Source organism: Streptomyces sp. NPDC007088, assembly GCF_042869355.1.
Classification (GTDB): Bacteria; Actinomycetota; Actinomycetes; order Streptomycetales; family Streptomycetaceae; genus Streptomyces.
Map to the genome: position 1 here is coordinate 410846 of NZ_JBIAFO010000002.1, position 17377 is coordinate 428222.

The 17377-nt window shown below is 74.4% G+C and carries 13 protein-coding genes; 5 read left to right on the forward strand and 8 right to left on the reverse strand.

Features of this window, described 5'->3' with window-relative positions; all coding sequences use genetic code 11:
- Nucleotides 1-95 precede the first annotated feature (95 nt).
- From ACFYMP_RS04935 to ACFYMP_RS04945, 3 genes are all read left to right on the forward strand, one after another.
- Nucleotides 96-944 carry a 3-hydroxyacyl-CoA dehydrogenase family protein gene (locus ACFYMP_RS04935; protein ID WP_388850564.1) on the forward strand — a complete coding sequence of 283 codons (849 nt, stop codon included), beginning with the start codon at nucleotides 96-98 and terminating at the stop codon, nucleotides 942-944.
- A gap of 132 nt (nucleotides 945-1076) precedes the next feature.
- A complete protein-coding gene (locus ACFYMP_RS04940) occupies nucleotides 1077-1400 on the forward strand; it encodes an STAS domain-containing protein (protein WP_388850566.1) in 324 nt (107 codons plus the stop codon).
- A gap of 459 nt (nucleotides 1401-1859) precedes the next feature.
- Nucleotides 1860-4781, forward strand: coding sequence for a hypothetical protein (locus ACFYMP_RS04945; protein ID WP_388850569.1), 2922 nt, complete (start codon nucleotides 1860-1862; stop codon nucleotides 4779-4781).
- A gap of 228 nt (nucleotides 4782-5009) precedes the next feature.
- Here ACFYMP_RS04945 and nucS read toward each other — a convergent pair whose 3' ends face one another.
- On the reverse strand, nucleotides 5010-5681 hold the full coding sequence (gene nucS / locus ACFYMP_RS04950; RefSeq protein WP_363148426.1) for an endonuclease NucS: 672 nt from the start codon (nucleotides 5679-5681) through the stop codon (nucleotides 5010-5012).
- A gap of 212 nt (nucleotides 5682-5893) precedes the next feature.
- Here nucS and ACFYMP_RS04955 point away from each other — a divergent pair, with 212 nt between their 5' ends.
- A complete protein-coding gene (locus tag ACFYMP_RS04955) occupies nucleotides 5894-6286 on the forward strand; it encodes an SCO5389 family protein (protein WP_388850572.1) in 393 nt (130 codons plus the stop codon).
- A gap of 173 nt (nucleotides 6287-6459) precedes the next feature.
- On the opposite strand, the gene ACFYMP_RS04960 is transcribed toward ACFYMP_RS04955, so the two are convergent.
- Nucleotides 6460-7491 carry an LLM class flavin-dependent oxidoreductase gene (locus ACFYMP_RS04960; RefSeq protein WP_388850575.1) on the reverse strand — a complete coding sequence of 344 codons (1032 nt, stop codon included), beginning with the start codon at nucleotides 7489-7491 and terminating at the stop codon, nucleotides 6460-6462.
- Between the two features lie 207 nt (nucleotides 7492-7698).
- On the opposite strand from ACFYMP_RS04960, the gene ACFYMP_RS04965 reads away from it, so the two are divergent.
- On the forward strand, nucleotides 7699-8028 hold the full coding sequence (locus ACFYMP_RS04965) for an ATP/GTP-binding protein (protein ID WP_388850578.1): 330 nt from the start codon (nucleotides 7699-7701) through the stop codon (nucleotides 8026-8028).
- A gap of 13 nt (nucleotides 8029-8041) precedes the next feature.
- Here the strand turns inward: ACFYMP_RS04965 and ACFYMP_RS04970 are convergent, their stop codons facing one another.
- The 6 genes from ACFYMP_RS04970 to scy form a co-directional block, all read right to left on the reverse strand.
- On the reverse strand, nucleotides 8042-8932 hold the full coding sequence (locus tag ACFYMP_RS04970; protein WP_388850581.1) for an ABC transporter permease: 891 nt from the start codon (nucleotides 8930-8932) through the stop codon (nucleotides 8042-8044).
- The gene (locus tag ACFYMP_RS04975; protein ID WP_388850584.1) at nucleotides 8929-10113 is read right to left on the reverse strand and encodes an ATP-binding cassette domain-containing protein; all 1185 of its coding nucleotides are present in this window, start codon (nucleotides 10111-10113) and stop codon (nucleotides 8929-8931) included. The genes ACFYMP_RS04970 and ACFYMP_RS04975 overlap by 4 nt, the downstream gene beginning before the upstream one ends.
- 141 nt (nucleotides 10114-10254) lie before the next feature.
- Complete coding sequence (locus tag ACFYMP_RS04980) at nucleotides 10255-11025, reverse strand: ABC transporter permease subunit (RefSeq protein ID WP_388851017.1); 771 nt, start codon at nucleotides 11023-11025, stop codon at nucleotides 10255-10257.
- Nucleotides 11026-11027: 2 nt separating this feature from the next.
- Nucleotides 11028-12035 carry an ABC transporter ATP-binding protein gene (locus ACFYMP_RS04985; RefSeq protein WP_388850586.1) on the reverse strand — a complete coding sequence of 336 codons (1008 nt, stop codon included), beginning with the start codon at nucleotides 12033-12035 and terminating at the stop codon, nucleotides 11028-11030.
- 150 nt (nucleotides 12036-12185) lie between these two features.
- Entirely contained in the window at nucleotides 12186-13121 is a 936-nt protein-coding gene (locus ACFYMP_RS04990) for a cellulose-binding protein (RefSeq protein ID WP_388850589.1), read from the reverse strand.
- 240 nt (nucleotides 13122-13361) lie between these two features.
- Nucleotides 13362-17321, reverse strand: coding sequence for a polarized growth protein Scy (gene scy, locus ACFYMP_RS04995; protein WP_388850592.1), 3960 nt, complete (start codon nucleotides 17319-17321; stop codon nucleotides 13362-13364).
- Nucleotides 17322-17377: the final 56 nt, after the last annotated feature.

A 17377-nucleotide genomic window follows, 5' to 3' on the forward strand; every position in this document is an offset into this window, starting at 1 on the left:
GCGCGGCCGACGACCGGGGTGCGGGACGCGCCCGGCGGCGGCGCGCGAGACCGGGCGCGCGCACTCACGAAGCGAACACACGAAGAGGTGCGGAAGTGGCCAGGAAGCTCGCCGTCATCGGGGCCGGACTCATGGGGTCCGGCATCGCACAGGTCTCCGCCCAGGCGGGCTGGGAGGTCACCCTGCGGGACGTCACCGACGCGGCGCTCACCCGGGGCACGGACGGCATCAGGCGCTCGTACGACAAGTTCGTCTCGAAGGGGAAGCTGTCCGCCGAGGACGCCGGGGCGGCGCTCGCCCGGATCACCCCGACCACCGACCTCGACGCGGTCGCGGACGCCGACCTCGTGGTCGAGGCCGTCTTCGAGAAGCTCGACGTCAAGCACGAGATCTTCCGGACCCTGGACGGCATCGTGAAGGACACCGCGGTGCTCGCCTCCAACACCTCCGCCATCCCGATCACCAAGATCGCCGCGGCCACCGCGCACCCCGAGCGGGTCGTCGGCACGCACTTCTTCTCGCCGGTGCCGATGATGGCCCTGTGCGAGCTGGTGCGCGGCTACAAGACGAGTGACGAAACCCTGGCCAGGGCGCGGGAGTTCGCCGAGTCGGTGGGCAAGACCTGCGTGGTCGTCAACCGCGACGTCGCGGGCTTCGTGACCACCCGGCTGATCACCGCCCTCGTGGTCGAGGCGGCCAAGCTCCAGGAGTCCGGGGTCGCCACCGCCGAGGACATCGACATCGCGTGCAAGCTGGGCTTCGGCCACGCCATGGGCCCGCTGGCCACCGCCGACCTCACCGGCGTCGACATCCTGCTGCACGCGGCCGACAACATCTACACCGAGTCCCAGGACGAGAAGTTCGCCGCCCCGGAGTCGATGCGCCGGATGGTGGACGCCGGGGACATCGGGCGCAAGAGCGGGCAGGGCTTCTACAAGCACTGAGCGTGGCTCACCCTTCGGGGTGAATTCGGTATCGGTTCGCTCACAGGCGGCAACTTCTGTACCTGACCACCAGTCAGTTGCTGTGACATACAAGAGACGCGAACGCTGACATGAGCACATCGGGGAGCGCATATGCATATCAGGGGCGACCACACCGAGCTGGTCGTCGGGGGCCGCCTCGACGTGCGCAGCGCGGCGGACGCCCGTACGGTCCTGCACACGGCCGTCGACGCCGGGGCGGGCGATCTGGTGCTGAACCTGTGCGAGCTCGACTCGTGGGACGCCACCGGCCTCGGGGTGATCATGGGCGTGCACCGCAGGGCCGGCCGCTGCGGACGGCGCCTGGTCCTGCGTGACGTCCCGCCGCAGATGCAGCGCCTCCTGGTCGCGACCCGGCTGCACCGCATCCTCGCGATCGAGGGCGGCATCGCGGCGGAGGCGCTGCCGCGCGCCTGAGCGGAGGAGAGGCGGGGGCGGACGGATGCCGGGAGCCCTCCCGCGACCTCCGGGCGCGCTCGGCCGCGCTCGCCCGTCGTCCGGCCTCGGCGCGCTCGTCCGTCCGGCCCCGGCGCGCTCGTCCGTCCGGCCCCGGCGCGCTCGTCCGTCCCGCCCCGGTCGGCTCCGTGGCGTCGTGCCTCCCGCGCCCGCGCGCCGGGAGCGGTCAATCCTCACGAGACTGTGATGTCCCGGACGCGGTGGTACCCCGCCTGTTCATAGATACTGTGTGCAGGTTTATTGTTCGGTCGCCCACCGGTCGCAGGACCACCGGGCGGGCGCCGGACCAGGGGCGACAGTGCGGCCCCGCACGGGGACGGAGTGAGGCCGGGCCGCTCCGCGCGCACTCGGTCCGGGCCGGGACCGGACCGGACCGGCGGTGGCAAAGGCGCGGCACGACGCTTCTTGGGGGCTTGGACCATGGACCCGAACAATCCGCACGACGGGGAACCGCAGGGGCGGGACGACGAGCACCGTCCTCCCGTGGCCGGGCCGGCCTCCGGTGACCTGAGCAGGGCCTCCGGGCCCGCCGACGCCCTCGCGCCCCAGGACGCGCCCGTGCCCTTCGACGCCTTCGGGGTCCTCGGCGGCGCCAAAGCCCCCTCCTCCCCGCCCGCCGGGGCCGACGTGGGCCGGTCCGGCGCCAAGGACCTGTTCGGCGCACCCCTCGACCGAAGCACCGGGTCCGCCTCCGCCGCCGGAACGCCGGAGGAGGCGGACGAGGCGCCCACCGCCCGGCGCCGGCCGCGGGTCACGCGCGATCCGCTCGGGCCCGACTTCGGCCCCTCCTCCGGGGGCCTGGCCCGTACCGCCCGCATCGTCAGCGACGACCTGCTGATCACCGTCAACCCCGTCGACGGCAGCGAGGCCGAGCCGTGCCCGCCCGGAGCGCTGCCCGCCCGTCCGGCCAGACGCGGCCCCGCCGTACGCGCCGAACGGCGCCGGGCCGCCCGTCCGCCGGTCCCGGCGGGCCCCGCGCACAACGGGGGCGGCGGCCTCCTGGAGCGCACCGAGACGAAGGAACGGCTGACCAGGCTGCTGGCCCGCGGGCGCTCCGTACGCCTGACCGGTCCCTGCGGCTCCGGCCGCACCGCCCTGCTCGACGTCGTGGCGAGCGCCTGCGAGTCCCTCGCCCCCGACGGGGTGGTCCGGCTCTGCGGTCGCGGCCGTACCCCCGACGACCTCCTGCACGAACTGTTCGGCGAGGTCTACGAGGCCCCGCTGCACCGGCCCGGCCGGGCGCTGCTGCTCGACCTGCTGCGCGAGGTCGGCGCCGTCGTGATCGTCGACGACCTGGAGTTCGGCGGGGCGGCCCTCGACGAACTGCTCGACGCGACCCCCGAGTGCGCCTTCCTCGTGGCCGCCACGCCCGACACCCCGGCGCCCTCCGCGGACGCCCACTTCGAGGAGGTCTTCCTCTCCGGGGTCGGCCGCGGCAGTGGACTGGAACTCCTGGAGCGCGCCGTCGACCGGCCCCTCACCGACGAGGAGGCCAACTGGGCGGGTGACCTGTGGTTCGAGTCCGAGGGGCTGCCGCTGCGCTTCGTCCAGGCCGGGGCGCTGCTGCTCCAGCGCGACCGGCTGCGTGCCGACCCCTCCGCCTTCGAGGAGTTCGGCTACTTCTCCCCGAACCCGGTGGACACCGCCTTCGACACGAACGACGGCGAGGTGCTGCTGCCGAGCCTCGCCGAGGGCGCCGCCCCGGCCGCCGCCCTCGCCTCCCGGCTCAGCCCCTCGGCGCGCGAGGCGCTGCGCTACGCCGTCGCCCTCGGCGGTGAACTGCCGCACCCCGCGCACCTGCCGGCCCTCACCGGCGACACCCACGCCGACGCCGCGCTCGCGGAACTGACCGACACCGTGCTGGTCACCCCCGCGGGCGCCGGCTACCGGCTGGCCGGCGGGGTGCTGGTCCAGCTGGAGGCCGCCGGATACGCCGAGGACGCCGCCGAGCGCGCCGACGCCGCCGCCCGGCACTACGCCTGGTGGGCCGCCCACCCCTCGGTCAGCCCCGAGCGGGTCGCGGCCGAGGCCGAGTGCGTCCTGGCCGCGCTCGCCGCCGTGACCGCGCGGCCCACCGCCCCGGCCGAGGACGGCGAGGAGCCCGAGGAGGGCAGCGCCGGGGTGCTGCTCGCCCGCGCCGCGGCCCCCGCCTTCGCCGCCGCCCTGCACTGGGGCGCGTGGGAACGGGCCCTGCGGGCCGGTCAGGAGGCCGCGCGCGGCGCCGGCCAGGTCGCCGACGAGGCGTACTTCCACCACGAACTCGGGGTGCTCGCGCTGTGCGAGGGCGCCCTCGACCGGGCCCGCGCCGAACTGGAGGCGTCCATAGCCCTGCGCGGGGCCCTCGCCGACCGGCGGGGCACCGTCGCGGGGCGCAGGGCGCTCGCGCTGGTCACCGACCGCTCGGGAGAGACGTCCCCGCCGGGCGCCGCCGCGGTGACCGAGGAGCTGCCCTTCGCCCGGCCCGAGGAGCCGTCCACGCCCCCCGGCGGGCTGCCGCCGCTCGTCGCGCAGCTCCCCGGCCGTCCCGAGCCGCAGCCCCCGTTCCCCCCGCTGCTGTCCACCGGCGCCGGGCAGACGGTCTCCGTCGGGCGGACGCTCCCCGTCGAGCAGCCGAAGGGGACCGCCGGACGGCGCGCCGTCCTCACCGGGGCCCGCCGCAACCTCGTGGCGGCCGGGGCCGGGGCCCTGCTCGTCGCGGTCCTCGGCACCGTCGTCACGCTCGGCGCGACCTCCGACAAGGACGAGGCGCCCGCCGACCGCGTCAAGTCCGAGCAGTCCGCGAACACCGACGACGGCGAGGACGGTCCCAGCGCCGACCGTCCCGAGGACAGCGCCGACGCCTCCACGCGCCGGCCCGGGGCGGACGCCTCCGCGACCGACCCCGGCGAGGACGGCGTCCTCGGTACCGCCGACGATCCGACGCCCAGCGCGCAGGGCAGTGACACCCCGGGCGCCACGGACAGCGGGGACCCCTCGACGCCCGGCGGCACGGACGAGGACGACAGCGGGGAGGGGGACGAGCCGGGCACGTCGGAGAAGCCCAGCACCTCGCACCAGCCCGGCAAGCCCGGTTCCGGGAAGCCGACCGGGTCCGGCAAGCCCAGTACCTCCAACCCGCCGCCCGCCTCCGAGGACCCCACGGACGAGCCGGGCACGCAGGAGCCGCCGACCGACCCCGAGGAGCCGCCCGCCACCGAGGAGCCGCCGACCGGGCCCAGTGAGCCCGAGACCTCGGACTCCGCGAGCGGCCCGGTGCCGAGCACCCCGGCCGAGGAGACCGCCTCGCAGTCGGCCCCGGCCACCGCCGGGCCCACCGGGGACGGCGACAGCGGCGTCATCTGACCGCGTACGGCGGCGACGAGGAGGGCGGGGCGGGACCGAGCGAGCCGGTCCCGCCCCGCCCTCCTTCACCGGGTGGTGGCGGCGCGCGCCGTCACGCTTCGCCACTGGGCGCACGCGGTGCGCTCGCGCACCGCGTGCGCCCAGTGGCGAAATGCGCGGGGATGCCCCTCTTGGGGAGCGCGGGTTCAGGCCGAACCCACACAGGCCGAGGGCATATGCCGCTGGCGCTCAGAACAGCCGCAGCTTGTCGTCCTCGATACCGCGCAGCGCGTCGTAGTCGAGCACCGCGCAGCCGATACCCCGGTCCGTGGCGAGCACCCGGGCCTGCGGCTTGATCTCCTGCGCCGCGAACACGCCCTTCACGGGAGCCAGGTGCGGGTCCCGGTTCAGCAGCTCCAGATAGCGCGTGAGCTGCTCGACTCCGTCGATCTCCCCGCGCCGCTTGATCTCCACCGCGACGGTCGCCCCGTCGCCGTCCCGGCACAGGATGTCCACCGGGCCGATCGCCGTCGGGTACTCGCGACGGATCAGGGTGTAGCCGGCGCCGAGCGTTTCGATGCGGTCCGCGAGCAGCTCCTGGAGGTGGGCCTCCACACCGTCCTTGATGAGCCCGGGGTCCACCCCGAGTTCGTGCGCGGACTCGTGGAGGATCTCCTCCATGGTGATGATCAGCTTCTCGCCGCCCTTGTTCACCACCGTCCACACCGGGACGCCGTCCTCGGTGCTCTCCTTCAGAGTGCACGGCGGAGACATCCAGTTGAGGGGTTTGTAGGCCCGGTCGTCCGCGTGGATCGAGACGCTCCCGTCCGCCTTCACGAGGATCAGGCGGGGAGCCGAGGGGAGGTGGGCGGTGAGCCGGCCCGCGTAGTCCACGGAGCATCGGGCGATGACAAGACGCATGGTCGGCAACGCTATCCGACCCGCCCGCCCCGGCGCGATTCGCCCTGGAAGGACGCCCTCGGAGGTGGCCGGTAGTGTGCGCAAACTCCTGGTGCGCCACGGAAAGGATGCATAACGTGTTGGCGGGAGGTCGCGACGCGAGCACGCTGCGTGTCGGGGCTTCCCGCCCTGTCCGAGGACCCCCGCCGCTCGGGGGTGCGAGAGGAGTACCCATGTCGCTCGACGTCTCACCGGCACTGTTGGAACAGGCCGAGCGAGGCGAGGTGGACGAAGCGGAATTCGTCGACTGCGTCCGGACCTCCCTGCCCTACGCATGGGAGATGGTCAGCTCCCTGGTGGCCCAACTGAAGGTGGACGGCGGAGACTTCGCCGACAACCAGACGCCGCCGCCCAGCGAGAAGGAGCGTGGTCAGCTGCTGCGCGCCCTCGCCAGTGACGCCATCCGCGGGGCGCTCCAGCGCCACTTCGGCGTGCGTCTCGCCTTCCAGAACTGCCACCGGGTGGCGGTCTTCCCCCTCGACCCCGCGGTCGACGAGCGACTCACCCGCTTCACCTCCGTGCGCGCCCAGCTCCTCAACCAGTCCCCGGAGCTGCGCGACTGCTGAGCCCCGTGGCCGAGGGGCGGGGCCCCGGATTCCGGTCCGCCGCGTGCGGGCCGCGCTACCGGGGCGCCCTCCCCTCGCCGCCGTAGGGCCCCCTGCGCATTCCGTACGGCGGTGTCCGCACGGTTTCAGGACAGTCGGGCGCACGGGGCGACCGGAGCCCGAGCGCCCCCCGGTCAGAGCAGCCGGGGCAGCAGCTCGGCGCCGGCCCGCCGGATGTTCTCCTCCGTCGCCGCCAGGTCCCCCGAGCCCTCCATGACCAGAGCGAACCTGCTGATCCCCGTGCGCTCCGCCGTGGCCGCGAGCCGCCGCACGCAGGTCTCCGCCCGGCCCACCGGGTGGAGGGAGCACAGGAACTCGGTGTACGCCACCGGGTCACGCATCGAACGGCGCCTGCCGTCGACCGTGACGTGCGCCCCGAGCCCCGCACGGAACCACCCGGGCATCGCCTTGGTCAGCACCTGCGCCGCGTCCTCGTCCCCGTCGGCGATCTGCAGGACGCCCGCGCTCACGTGGGCCGCCCCCGCCACCTCCTCCGGAGCGCGACCCGCGGCCAGCGCCTCCCGCCGCCACAGCGCCACCATCCCCGCCTTCTCCTCGTCGCCGGCGTGCATGCCCAGCAGCATCGGCAGCCCGCGCGCCGCGGCCAGCCGGACACTCGCCGGGGAGGTGCACGCGAGGACCATCTCCGGACCGGCCGGCGCCCCGCCGAGCGCCTCCGCGGGGCGCGGGACGACCGCGACCTCACGGAAGGCGTACCGGGGGCCGGACGCGCCCACCCGCTCCTCGCGCAGCCAGCGCAGCAGCAGGTCCAGGGACTCGGGGAAGCCGCTCTCGAAGGCCGCGAGACCCGCGCCGAACACCTCCAGGTCCACCCAGGGGCCGCCCCGCCCCACGCCGAGCGAGAAGCGGCCCTCGGACACGACGTGCAGCAGGGCCGCCTGCTCGCCGAGCGCCACCGGGTGCGCCGTGGGCAGCACACTCACCGCCGTGCCGACCCCGATCCGCCGGGTGCGCCCCAGCAGCAGCGCGGCGAGCGTCACCGCCGAGGGACAGGTGCCGTACGGCACGAAATGGTGTTCGGCCAGCCACACCGCGTCGAGGCCCGCCGCCTCCGCCGCCTCGGCCGAGCGCACCGCACGGTGCAGCGCCTCTCCCTGGCCCTGACCCGGGTACTGACCCGCCAGGACAAAACTGCCTACCCGCATGGACTCCTTGCCTTCCTCGTGCCGCCGCGGCAGCTCCCGCTACGGGCAACAACGCCTGACACGTGCCAAAGGCACGGCCTGCGGAAGGATTGGCGGATTGTCCGGAGATTCGCGGCGGCGGCGGTGTCCGGAGCCGCTCCGGACACCGGCCGTCTTCCGCGTAGGCTTGATGTCGCCGAAGTCCGCTTACCGCCTGCGAGGTGTGCCGTGTCCCCCCGCCGAAACCGCCCCAAGGCCGCCCCGGAGTCCGGCAGGCGGGCTGCCGAGGACCACGGCGACCGGTACGGGCTGCACCGTACGGAGAGCTGGCAGGACGAGGACTGGTCGGTCCGGCACGTCGCGGGCGCCGCCTCCGCCGGGAAGGTCTACCGCTGCCCCGGCTGCGACCAGGAGATCCGTTCCGGCGTCCCGCACGTCGTGGCCTGGTCCGAGTACAGCGGGGTCGACGAGCGCCGGCACTGGCACAAGTCCTGCTGGAACGCGAAGGACCGCCGCACCACCCGGGTGCAGCGGTCCCGCAACGCGCCCCGCTACTGACCGGGGAGCGGGCTCACACGTCCCTGCGCTCCAGCAGGGCGAAGGCCCCGGCCACCGCCGCCGCGGTCACCACCACGAGGAACAGCAGCTGGTTGTGGCCGTCGTCCGCGCCGTCCGGCATCGTCAGATACGTCAGCGCGGTGGGCGCGCTGTACTCCATCATCCGCTCGCCCAGCCCCTTCGTGGAGGCCGAGATCATCAGGAAGGCCGGCAGGACCGAGGGCACGAGCATCGCGGCCAGCATCGTCGTGATGGCCCCCGCCGAGTGCCGCAGCATCGAGCCGACCGCCAGAGCGAGCACCCCGAGCAACGACACGTAGAGCGTCGCGAGCAGCGCCGGGCCGCCCCAGTCGCCGCCGGCCTCGGCGTACGAGCCCTCCGCGATGACGGACACCAGCCCGACCGACACGAGCCCCACCACGAAGGTGAGCCCGAAGAAGACCAGGATCTTCGCGAGCAGCACCCGGTGGCGCTGCGGAGAGGCGGTGAGCGTGGGCCGGATCAGCCCGGTGCCGTACTCCGAGGTGACGACCAGCGCGCCCAGCGTCATGACGCAGATCGAGCCCAGCAGCAGGCCCGGGAAGGCGAACAACGTGACGGTGTCGGTCTCCCCGAGCCGCTCGCCGACCTGCGTCGTGAACAGCACCCCGACCCCGAGGACCAGCAGGAAGAACACCCCGAGCGTCCACAGCGTCGAACGCACCGAGCGGATCTTCGTCCACTCCGACAGCAGCGCGTGCCCGAGGTGGACCCGCACGACGGGGATCGGCGACTCGTACCCGGCGGGCGCCGCGCCCGCCCAGGGGCCCTGTTGCCCGTACGGCTGCGGCCCCCGCGGCGGGTACGGGGCGCCGGAGGCCGGCGGGAGCGGGCCGTGCGGCGGCGGGGCGGTGGGCGTGCTCATCGGTGGTCCTCGCTGTCCTGGTCCTCACGGCGCTCCTCGGCGCCCCGGGCGTCCGCGCTCTTGCCGCCCGGCGCCGGGACGGTGACGGGCGCGGCGTACGGGTTGGCGACGGCCGGCCCGGCGGACGGCGCCGGGCCCCCCGCGTACGGGCTCGCGGCAGGCGGCGGGTACCAGCCGGGCTGCCCCGCCCCGGGAGGGGCCAGAGCCGCGTCCGGCTGGAGCGCCCATCGCGGCGGCGACTCCTCGAAACCGGCCAGCCGGTCGTCGGTCGAGCGGTAGTCCACGGCGTGCTGCGTCATCCGCATGTACGCCTCCTCCAGGGACGCCTGGTGCGGCGACAGCTCCCACAGCCGTACGTCCGCGCCGTGCGCCAGCTCGCTGATGCGCGGCAGCGGCAGGCCCGTGACCCGCAGCGCCCCGTCCGGCTCGGGCAGCACCTGGCCGCCCCCCTCGGTGAGCGTCGCGGTGAGCTTCTCGCGCTGCTCGCCCTCGCCCGCGGGCACCCGCACCCGCGCGAAGTCCGCCGAGTTGTGCGAGATGAAGTCGCGCACGCTCATGTCGGCGAGCAACCGTCCGCGCCCGATGACCACGAGGTGTTCTGCGGTCAGCGCCATCTCGCTCATCAGGTGCGAGGAGACGAACACCGTGCGGCCCTCGGCGGCCAGCGACTTCATGAGGTTGCGCACCCACAGGATGCCCTCGGGGTCGAGTCCGTTGACCGGCTCGTCGAACAGCAGCACCTGCGGGTCGCCGAGCAGGGCCGCCGCGATGCCCAGGCGCTGCCCCATGCCGAGCGAGAAGCCCTTGGAGCGGCGCCTGGCCACGTCCTGGAGGCCCACGACCCCGAGCACCTCGTCGACCCGGCGGGCGGGGATGCCGGAGAGCTGGGCCAGCGACAGCAGGTGGTTGCGCGCGCTGCGGCCACCGTGCACGGCCTTCGCGTCGAGCAGGGCGCCCACCTGGCGGGGCGCGTTCGGCACCTGACGGTAGGGGTGCCCCCCGATCGTCACGTGGCCGGCGCTGGGCCGGTCGAGGCCCAGGATCATCCGCATCGTCGTGGACTTGCCGGAACCGTTGGGGCCCAGGAACCCGGTCACCGTCCCGGGCCGTACCTGGAAGGACAGGTCGTACACGGCTGTCTTGTCGCCGTAGCGCTTCGTCAGGCCGATTGCCTCGATCATTCTCCGCACCCATCGATACCCGGCGGCCCGCGGGCCGCAGGGGCGCACCGCCCCCGTAAGGGTTAGGAGGCTATCGGTGGAGTGACGGTTCCCGCCAAGATCGGGCAAAGTCCGGACGGCCCGGCCGGACGGCCCGCCCGCTCAGGCGTCCCGTTCGCGCAACAGCAGATAGCCCACCAGGAGGGCGACCGCGACCCACAGGATCATGATGCCGAGACCGCCCCACGGCCCGTACGGGGCGTCGTCGTCGGGCGGCTGGATCACCTGGAGGATCTTCTGCCCCGCCTGGTCCGGGAGGTACTGCGCGTACTTCTTGGTCGCCGAGACGCTGCCCAGGATGTTGGAGACCAGGAAGAAGAACGGCATCAGGATGCCCAGCGACAGCATGGGGGAGCGCAGGATCACCGCGATCCCCATCGAGAACACCGCGATCAGCGTCATGTAGAGCGCGGCGCCGAACACCGCGCGCAGCACCCCCGGGTCGCCGAGCGCCGCGCTGTGGTCGCCGAGCGCCGCCTGCCCCACGAAGAAGGTCACGAAGGCCGTGGCCACCGCGACCACGAAGGCCAGGGCGGTCGCCACCAGGACCTTGCAGAAGAAGAACACGCCCCGGCGCGGCACCGCCGCGAGCGAGGTGCGGATCATCCCGGTCGAGTACTCGTTGGAGACGACCAGCACGCCGAACACGATCATCGCGAGCTGACCGAGGCCCATCCCCGCGAAACTCGTGTACGTCGGGTCGAAGGTCAGCCGGTCCTCACGGTTCATCGAGCCGAAGTCGTTGTTGGTCAGCCAGCTGATCAGCAGACCGAGCCCGATCGTGGTGACCACGGCGAGCGAGAGGGTCCAGACGGTCGAGGCGACGGAGCGGATCTTCGTCCACTCCGAGAGCACTACCTGCGGAGCGGCCATCGTCACTTGCCCTTCTTCCAGTCCTCGCCCCAGCCCGGCTGCGGGGAGGCACCTCCCGGACCGGGGACCGGCGGCCCCCCGGCCTCACCGGCCGGCACGGACCGGCCGGTGTGCGCGTGGTACTCCACCGACTCGGCGGTCAGCTGCATGAACGCGTCCTCCAGCGAGGCCGACTGCGGGCTCAGCTCGTGCAGCACGATCTCGTTCCCGGCGGCCAGCTCGCCCAGGCGCGCCGCCTCCACGTCGTCGGCCTCCAGCGTGCCGTCGGGGCCCTGCGTGACGCGTACGCCCGCCTCGTGCAGCACGTCGCGCAGCCGCTCCTGCTCGGGGGAGCGCAACCGCACGTAGGTGCGGGAGTTGTCCCGGATGAACCCGGCCATCGAGGTGTCGGCGAGCAGCCGCCCCTGACCGATGACCACGAGGTGTTCTGCGGTCAGCGCCATCTCGCTCATCAGGTGCGAGGAGACGAACACCGTGCGGCCCTGGTGCGCGAGGGTCCGCATCAGGTTCCTGATCCAGTGGATGCCCTCCGGGTCGAGCCCGTTGACGGGCTCGTCGAACATCAGGATGCGCGGGTCGCCGAGCAGCGCGCCCGCGATCCCCAGGCGCTGCCCCATCCCCAGCGAGAAGCCCTTGGCGCGCTTCTTCGCGACCGCCGTGAGCCCCACCGTGTCGAGGACCTCGTCGACCCGGGAGGCCGGCAGTCCGTTGCTCTGCGCGAGGCACAGCAGATGGTTGCGGGCCGTGCGCCCGCCGTGCATCGCCTTGGCGTCGAGCAGCGCCCCGACGTCCGTGAGCGGGTCCTTCAGCCCGGCGTACCGCTTGCCGTCGATCAGGACCTCGCCCGACGTGGGGTTGTCCAGCCCCAGCATCATGCGCATCGTCGTGGACTTCCCGGCGCCGTTGGGCCCGAGGAAGCCCGTGACGATGCCGGGGCGCACGTTGAAGGTCAGATTGTTGACGGCGAGTCTCTCGCCGTAACGTTTGGTCAGGCCGGCCACCTCAATCATGCGACCCACGCTAACGCCCGCCACCCCGTTTCGCCCGGCCCCCTCCCCGTACGCCGGAAACGACGAACGCCGGGCGGACCGGGAAGTACCCGGCCCGCCCGGCGCGAGGACCACGGGCCCCCGAGGACGGACGGCGCGCCTGAGAGCGCGTCAGCGGGTCTGCTGCGCGGGCACCCCGCGCGAGACCGGCTCGTCCTCGGCCGGCGAACCGGCGGCCGCCACCGCGGCACCCGTGAGCGTCGCCAGCATCTCGCGGACGTTCGTCAGCTGCGCGTTGATCGAGTCGCGGCGGTTGGTCAGCGCCGCCAGCTCCCGCTCGGACTCGCTGCGGATGCGGTCGGCCTTCGCGTTCGCGTCCGCCACGATGTCCTCGGACTGACGCTGCGCCGTCTCCACCGTCTGACGGGCCCGGCGCTCCGCGTCCGTGCGCAGCTTCTCGGCCTCCAGGCGCAGCTGCTCCGCCCGGTGCTCGATCTCCGCGAGCCGCTTCTCCGCCTTGGCCTGACGCGAGGCGAGGTCCCGCTCGGACTGCTCCCGGCGCTTGGCGAGGTTCGTCTCGAAGTCGGCCGCGGCCTGCGCGGCCTTGGCCCGGGTCTCCTCGAAGAGCGCGTCGGCCTCCTCACGCTTGGACTGCGCGTCCTTCTGCGCCTCCGCCCGCAGCGTGCCCGCCTCGCCCTTGGCCTTCTCGACGATCCGGACGCCCTCGTCCTCCGCCTTGGCCTTGCGCTCGGACGCGAAGGACTCCGCGTCGTTGCGCACCTGCTGGGCGGCGGACTCGGCCAGCTCCCGGTGCTGCTCCGCGGCGCGCCTGGCCTCCTCACGCAGGTCCTTGGCCTCCTCCTCGGCGAGCCGGAGGATCTTCTCGACGCGCGCGCCGAGCCCCGCGTACGAGGGCTCCGCGTCCGATACCTGTGCCTGCGCGTTCTGCGTTTCGAGGTGCAGCTCCTCAATGCGCTTTTCCAGGGCGGTGATACGGGCCAACGCGCTGTCACGGTCGGAGACGAGCTTGGAGATGCGTTCGTCCACCTGAGCGCGGTCGTACCCACGCCGCACAAGCTCGAAGCCGTAGGGGGAAGTGTCGCTCATGGGGTTCCTGTCGAATGAGACCGGTGAGGTGATAAAGGGAATCCTAGGGGTCCGGACGGCGTGTCATCGAGCAAATGCCCGTTTGATCTGGAGAATGCCACCCCTTTTGTGTGGTCGATGGCCGGATTCTTCCGGATCGGCGGCTTGTGTCCGTGTCACCGGGGCCCCGCCGGACAACCGACGCCCCGTCAAACCTCCCGGGCCGCACCCCAGTAGAACAAGCGCGGCCCGGGACACCGCCTAGCCGTCCGACTGCTTACCACCCGAACGAGTCGATCCGGCCGAGGCTCCCGCCTTGACGCCGGTGGCCTGTCCGCGTCCGTCCGTGCCCTTGGCCGACCCCTTGCCCGAGGCCCCGCCCGGACCGGCCGGGGCCGGGACCTGCTTCCCGCCCGCGCCGGGGGTCTCGAAGGACTCCAGGGCCTCCAGCACGTCCTGGACCCGGCCGATCTCGGCGTTGATGTCCTGCCGGCGGCGCACCAGTATGTCCAGCTCCCGCTGGCCCTCGGCCACGACCTGCTCCGCCTCGGCCCTCGCCTCGCTCAGCACCCGCTCGGCCTCGCCCACCAGTTCGGCCTTCTTCTGGCTGGCCTCCTTGAGCAGCCCCTCGGCCTTCTTCACCGCGGCGATCCTGACCTTGCCCGCCTCCGAGTCGGCCGCCGAGACCAGCTCCTCCGCCTTGGCCTCGGCCTCGGCGAGCTGCTCCTGCGCGGCCTGTACGAGCGCGTCGCAGCGCTCGCCCGCCGTCCGCATCGTCTCGGCCGACTCGCGCCTGGCCCGCTCGTGCAGCTCCTCGATCTCGGCGGTGACCCGCTCCCGCAGCTCCTCGGCCCGCTCCCGGATCGCCGTCGCGTCCCGGCGCGCCCCGACGAGGAGTTCGTCGGCGTCGGTACGCGACTTCTCGACCAGCGCGTTGCCCTCGCCCCGCGCCTCGGCGACCAGCCGCTCGGCCTCCTTGCGCGCCGCGCCCACCATCCGGTCGGCCTGCTCCTCGGCGTCGGCGGTCGCCTTGAGCGCCTGCTCCAGCGCCTCCGTCGTCAGCTTCTCCGCCTCGGCGGTGGCCTCCGACACGAGCCGGTCGACCTGCTCCGCGGCCTCCGTGCGCCGCTTATTGGCCTCGCCCCGCGCCTCGTCGAGCAGCCGCTCCGCCTCGGCCCTCGTCTCGGCCCGCGTGCGCTCCGCCTCCTCGACGCTCCGCCGCTCCAGCTCCTCGGCCTCGGCCCGGGTGCGCTCCGCGTGCCGGCGCGCCGACTCCACCGTCTCGGCGGCCTCGGCCCGCAGCCGCTCCGCCTCGTCGGCCGCCTCCGCGACCCGCCGCTCCGCGTCGGCCTTGGCCTCGGTGATCCGCCGGGCCGCCTCCGCCGTCGCCGCCACGACCTGCTGCTCCGTCTCGGCCGCGGTCCGCTCGCGCAGCCGCGTCGTCTCCGCCGTCGCCTCCGTGACCAGGGTGTCCGCCTGCGCGGCCGCCTCGTTGCGGATACGGTTCGCGTCCTCCCGCGCCTCGGCCCGGGTACGCGAGGCGTCCTGCTCCGCGCTCGCGATCGCGTCCGAGGCCTCGGTGCGTACCCGCTGCGCGTGCCGCGCCGCCTCCGACTTCAGCCGCTCCGCCTCCGCGAGGGCCTCCGTCACCGTCCGCTCGGCGAGCGCCTTCGCGTGCTCCGACGCCTCCTGCGCCTCCCGCCGCAGCCGCGCGGCGTCCTCCCCGGCCCGCTCGCGCTCGGTGTGCGCGTCGGTCCGCAGCCGGTCGGCCTCCTCCTGCGCCTGCGTACGCGTACGGTCCGCGGCGTGCTCGGCGGCCGAGCGCAGACCGGCGATCTCCTCCTGCGCCGCCTCCTGGAGGCCGGCGACCGAGTCCCGTACCTGCTGCGCCGTCTGCTCGGCGGCCGACACCAGTTCCCCGGCGCGCGTCTCCGCCTCCTCGACCAGCCGGACCGCCTCGGCCTCCGCCTCCTCGACCCGCTTGCGGGCCGCCGCGAGCAGCTCCTCGGAACGCTCCCGCGCCCGCTCCCGCTCCTCACCGGCCTCGGCCCGCGCCGACTCCAGCGTCTCCTCGGCGCTGCGCCGGCGCCGCGCCGCCTCCTCCTGGGCCGCCGCGAGTTCCTCCGCGGCCTGCTCGGTGACCCGCTCGGCGGCCGTCTGCGCCTCGCCGCGGACCCGGTCGGCGGCCTCCTTGGCCTCCGTGCGCACCCGCTCCGCCTCGGCCTCGGCCTCGGCGCGCAGCCGTACGGCGACGGTCTCCGCCTCCGCGCGGGAGGCCGCGACGTCCGCCGCCGCCTCGGTGCGCAGCCGCTCCGCCTCCGCCTCGGCCTCCTCGCGCACCGCGCGCGCCCGCTCCGTCGCCTCGGTGCGCAGCCGCTCCGTGTCCTCCGCGGTCTGCGCCCGCAGCCGCTCGACCTCGGCGCGCGCCTCGGTCAGCGCCTCCTCGGCGCCCCGCAGCCGCTGCTCGGCCTCGGTGCGCAGCCGGGTCAGCTCCTCCTCGGCGCCCTCGTGCAGCGCCTTCGCGGCCCGCTCGGCGTCCGCGCGCAGCTCGGTGGCGGCCTCCTCGGCGGCCGCCCGCTCCGCCTGCGCCTGCTCCTCGGCCCGCTCCGTCAGCTCCCGCGCCTCGGTCCTGGCCCGCTCCAGCAGCTCCTCGGCCTGGGCGCGCAGCGCCTCGGCCCGCTCGGTGCCCTCGGCCCTGGTCCGCTCCGCGTCCTCCGCGGCGCCGCCGCGCAGCTCCTCGGCGTCCGACCTGGCCTTGGTCAGCAGCTCCTCGGCGCGGCCCGCGGCCTCCTCGATCTGCTGGACGGCCTCGCGCCGCGCCTCGCCCCGGATGCGCTCGCCCTCGGCGACGGCCTCGGCCCGCAGCTGCTCGGCCTCGCCGCGCAGCCGCCGGGCCTCCTCCTGGAGCTCGACGGTCTTGGCGCGGTACTCCTTGGTGTCGTCCTTCGCCGCGCCCTTGAGCTGCGCCGCCGTGTCGGCGGCCTCACTGCGCAGCCGGTCCGCCTCGGCCTGCGCCTCGCCCCGGATGCGCTCGGCCTCCTCGGTGGCCGCGCGGGTCGTCGCCGTCGCGTCCGCCGAGGCCTTCGAGAGGACCTCGTCGGCGCTGCGGGCCGCCTTCGCCAGCGCCGCGGCCGAGTCCTCCGCCGCGACGGTGCGGGCGTTCTCCGCGGCCTCGGCGAGGACGCGCTCGGCCTCCGCGATCGCGTCCTCGCGACGCTGCCGCGCCTCGGCCCGCAGCGTCTCGGCCTCCTTGGTGGCCTCGCCGACCAGCCGGGCGATCTGCTCCTTCGCCGTACGGGTGCGCTGTTCGCTCTGCGACTCGGTGCTCGCGAGCAGTTTCGCCGAGCGCTCCTGCGCCTCGGCGGCCAGCCGCTCGGCCTCCGCGCGCGCCTCGCGCAGCGCCGTCTCGGCCTGCGCGGCCCGCTCCTCGGCCAGCCGGGACTGCTCGGCGGCACGGCGGCGTTCCTGCTCGGTCTCGGCGTGCGCCGAGGCGCGCAGCCGCTCGGCGTGGTCGGTGGCCTCCTGGGCCTGGCCGGAGGCCGCGTTCAGCAGCCGCTCGGCGTCCGTGCGGGCGCGCCGCAGCAGGGCCTCGGCCTCGGCGCGGGTGCTCTCCGCCTCGGCGGCGATGCGCTGCCGGGTCTCCTCGACCACGCGCTGGGCCTCGGCCCGCGCCGCGCTCAGGGACTGCTCGGCCTCGGCGCGCGCCTCGTCGACCAGCCGGCGGGCCTGCGCCTCGCTGCGCGCACGCAGCTGCTCGGCCCAGGCGACGTTCTCGTTGACGTGGGACTCGACGGTCGCGCGGCGCTCGGACAGCTCCTGGTCGAGCTGCTGGCGGCGGTTGACCGCCTCCTGGTGCAGTTCGGCCTGGAGCCGCGCCTGCTGCTCGGCGTGCTCCTGGAGGATGCGCTGCGTCTGCGAACGGGCCTCGCGCAGCTCCCGCTCCGCGTCCATCCGCAGCTGGTCGGCCTGCATCTGCGCGTTGCGCAGCATCTGCTCGGCCTGGTACCCGATGTCCGTGCCGTCGTACGCGGGACGGGTCGCGAGGGCACGTCGCGCCTCGTGCAGCTTTGCGCGCAAGACCTCGACCTGATAGCCGAGGTCGTCGGCGTGCTGGACGGCCTTCTCCCGTTCGGTCTTCAGCCGCTTCATCTCGGCTTCGAACCGTGACAGGTGGTCGTCGTCAGCAGCTTGGTGGCTCTCCTGGCGTTCGTAGCCCCGCACCGCGCGGTCCCATCCTTCCCCAAGCTCTCAACTTCGGTCGAGCAGGGGAGGCCCCA

Bases quoted from the DNA above. Each gene is read 5' to 3' on its own strand.
- ACFYMP_RS04945 (WP_388850569.1), top strand. From the start codon at position 1,860: ATGGACCCGAACAATCCGCACGACGGGGAACCGCAGGGGCGGGACGAC.
- ACFYMP_RS04980 (WP_388851017.1), bottom strand. From the start codon at position 11,025: ATGGCCGCTCCGCAGGTAGTGCTCTCGGAGTGGACGAAGATCCGCTCC.
- ACFYMP_RS04970 (WP_388850581.1), bottom strand. From the start codon at position 8,932: ATGAGCACGCCCACCGCCCCGCCGCCGCACGGCCCGCTCCCGCCGGCC.
- ACFYMP_RS04940 (WP_388850566.1), top strand. From the start codon at position 1,077: ATGCATATCAGGGGCGACCACACCGAGCTGGTCGTCGGGGGCCGCCTC.
- ACFYMP_RS04985 (WP_388850586.1), bottom strand. From the start codon at position 12,035: ATGATTGAGGTGGCCGGCCTGACCAAACGTTACGGCGAGAGACTCGCC.
- ACFYMP_RS04990 (WP_388850589.1), bottom strand. From the start codon at position 13,121: ATGAGCGACACTTCCCCCTACGGCTTCGAGCTTGTGCGGCGTGGGTAC.
- ACFYMP_RS04960 (WP_388850575.1), bottom strand. From the start codon at position 7,491: ATGCGGGTAGGCAGTTTTGTCCTGGCGGGTCAGTACCCGGGTCAGGGC.
- ACFYMP_RS04975 (WP_388850584.1), bottom strand. From the start codon at position 10,113: ATGATCGAGGCAATCGGCCTGACGAAGCGCTACGGCGACAAGACAGCC.
- nucS (WP_363148426.1), bottom strand. From the start codon at position 5,681: ATGCGTCTTGTCATCGCCCGATGCTCCGTGGACTACGCGGGCCGGCTC.
- ACFYMP_RS04955 (WP_388850572.1), top strand. From the start codon at position 5,894: ATGTCGCTCGACGTCTCACCGGCACTGTTGGAACAGGCCGAGCGAGGC.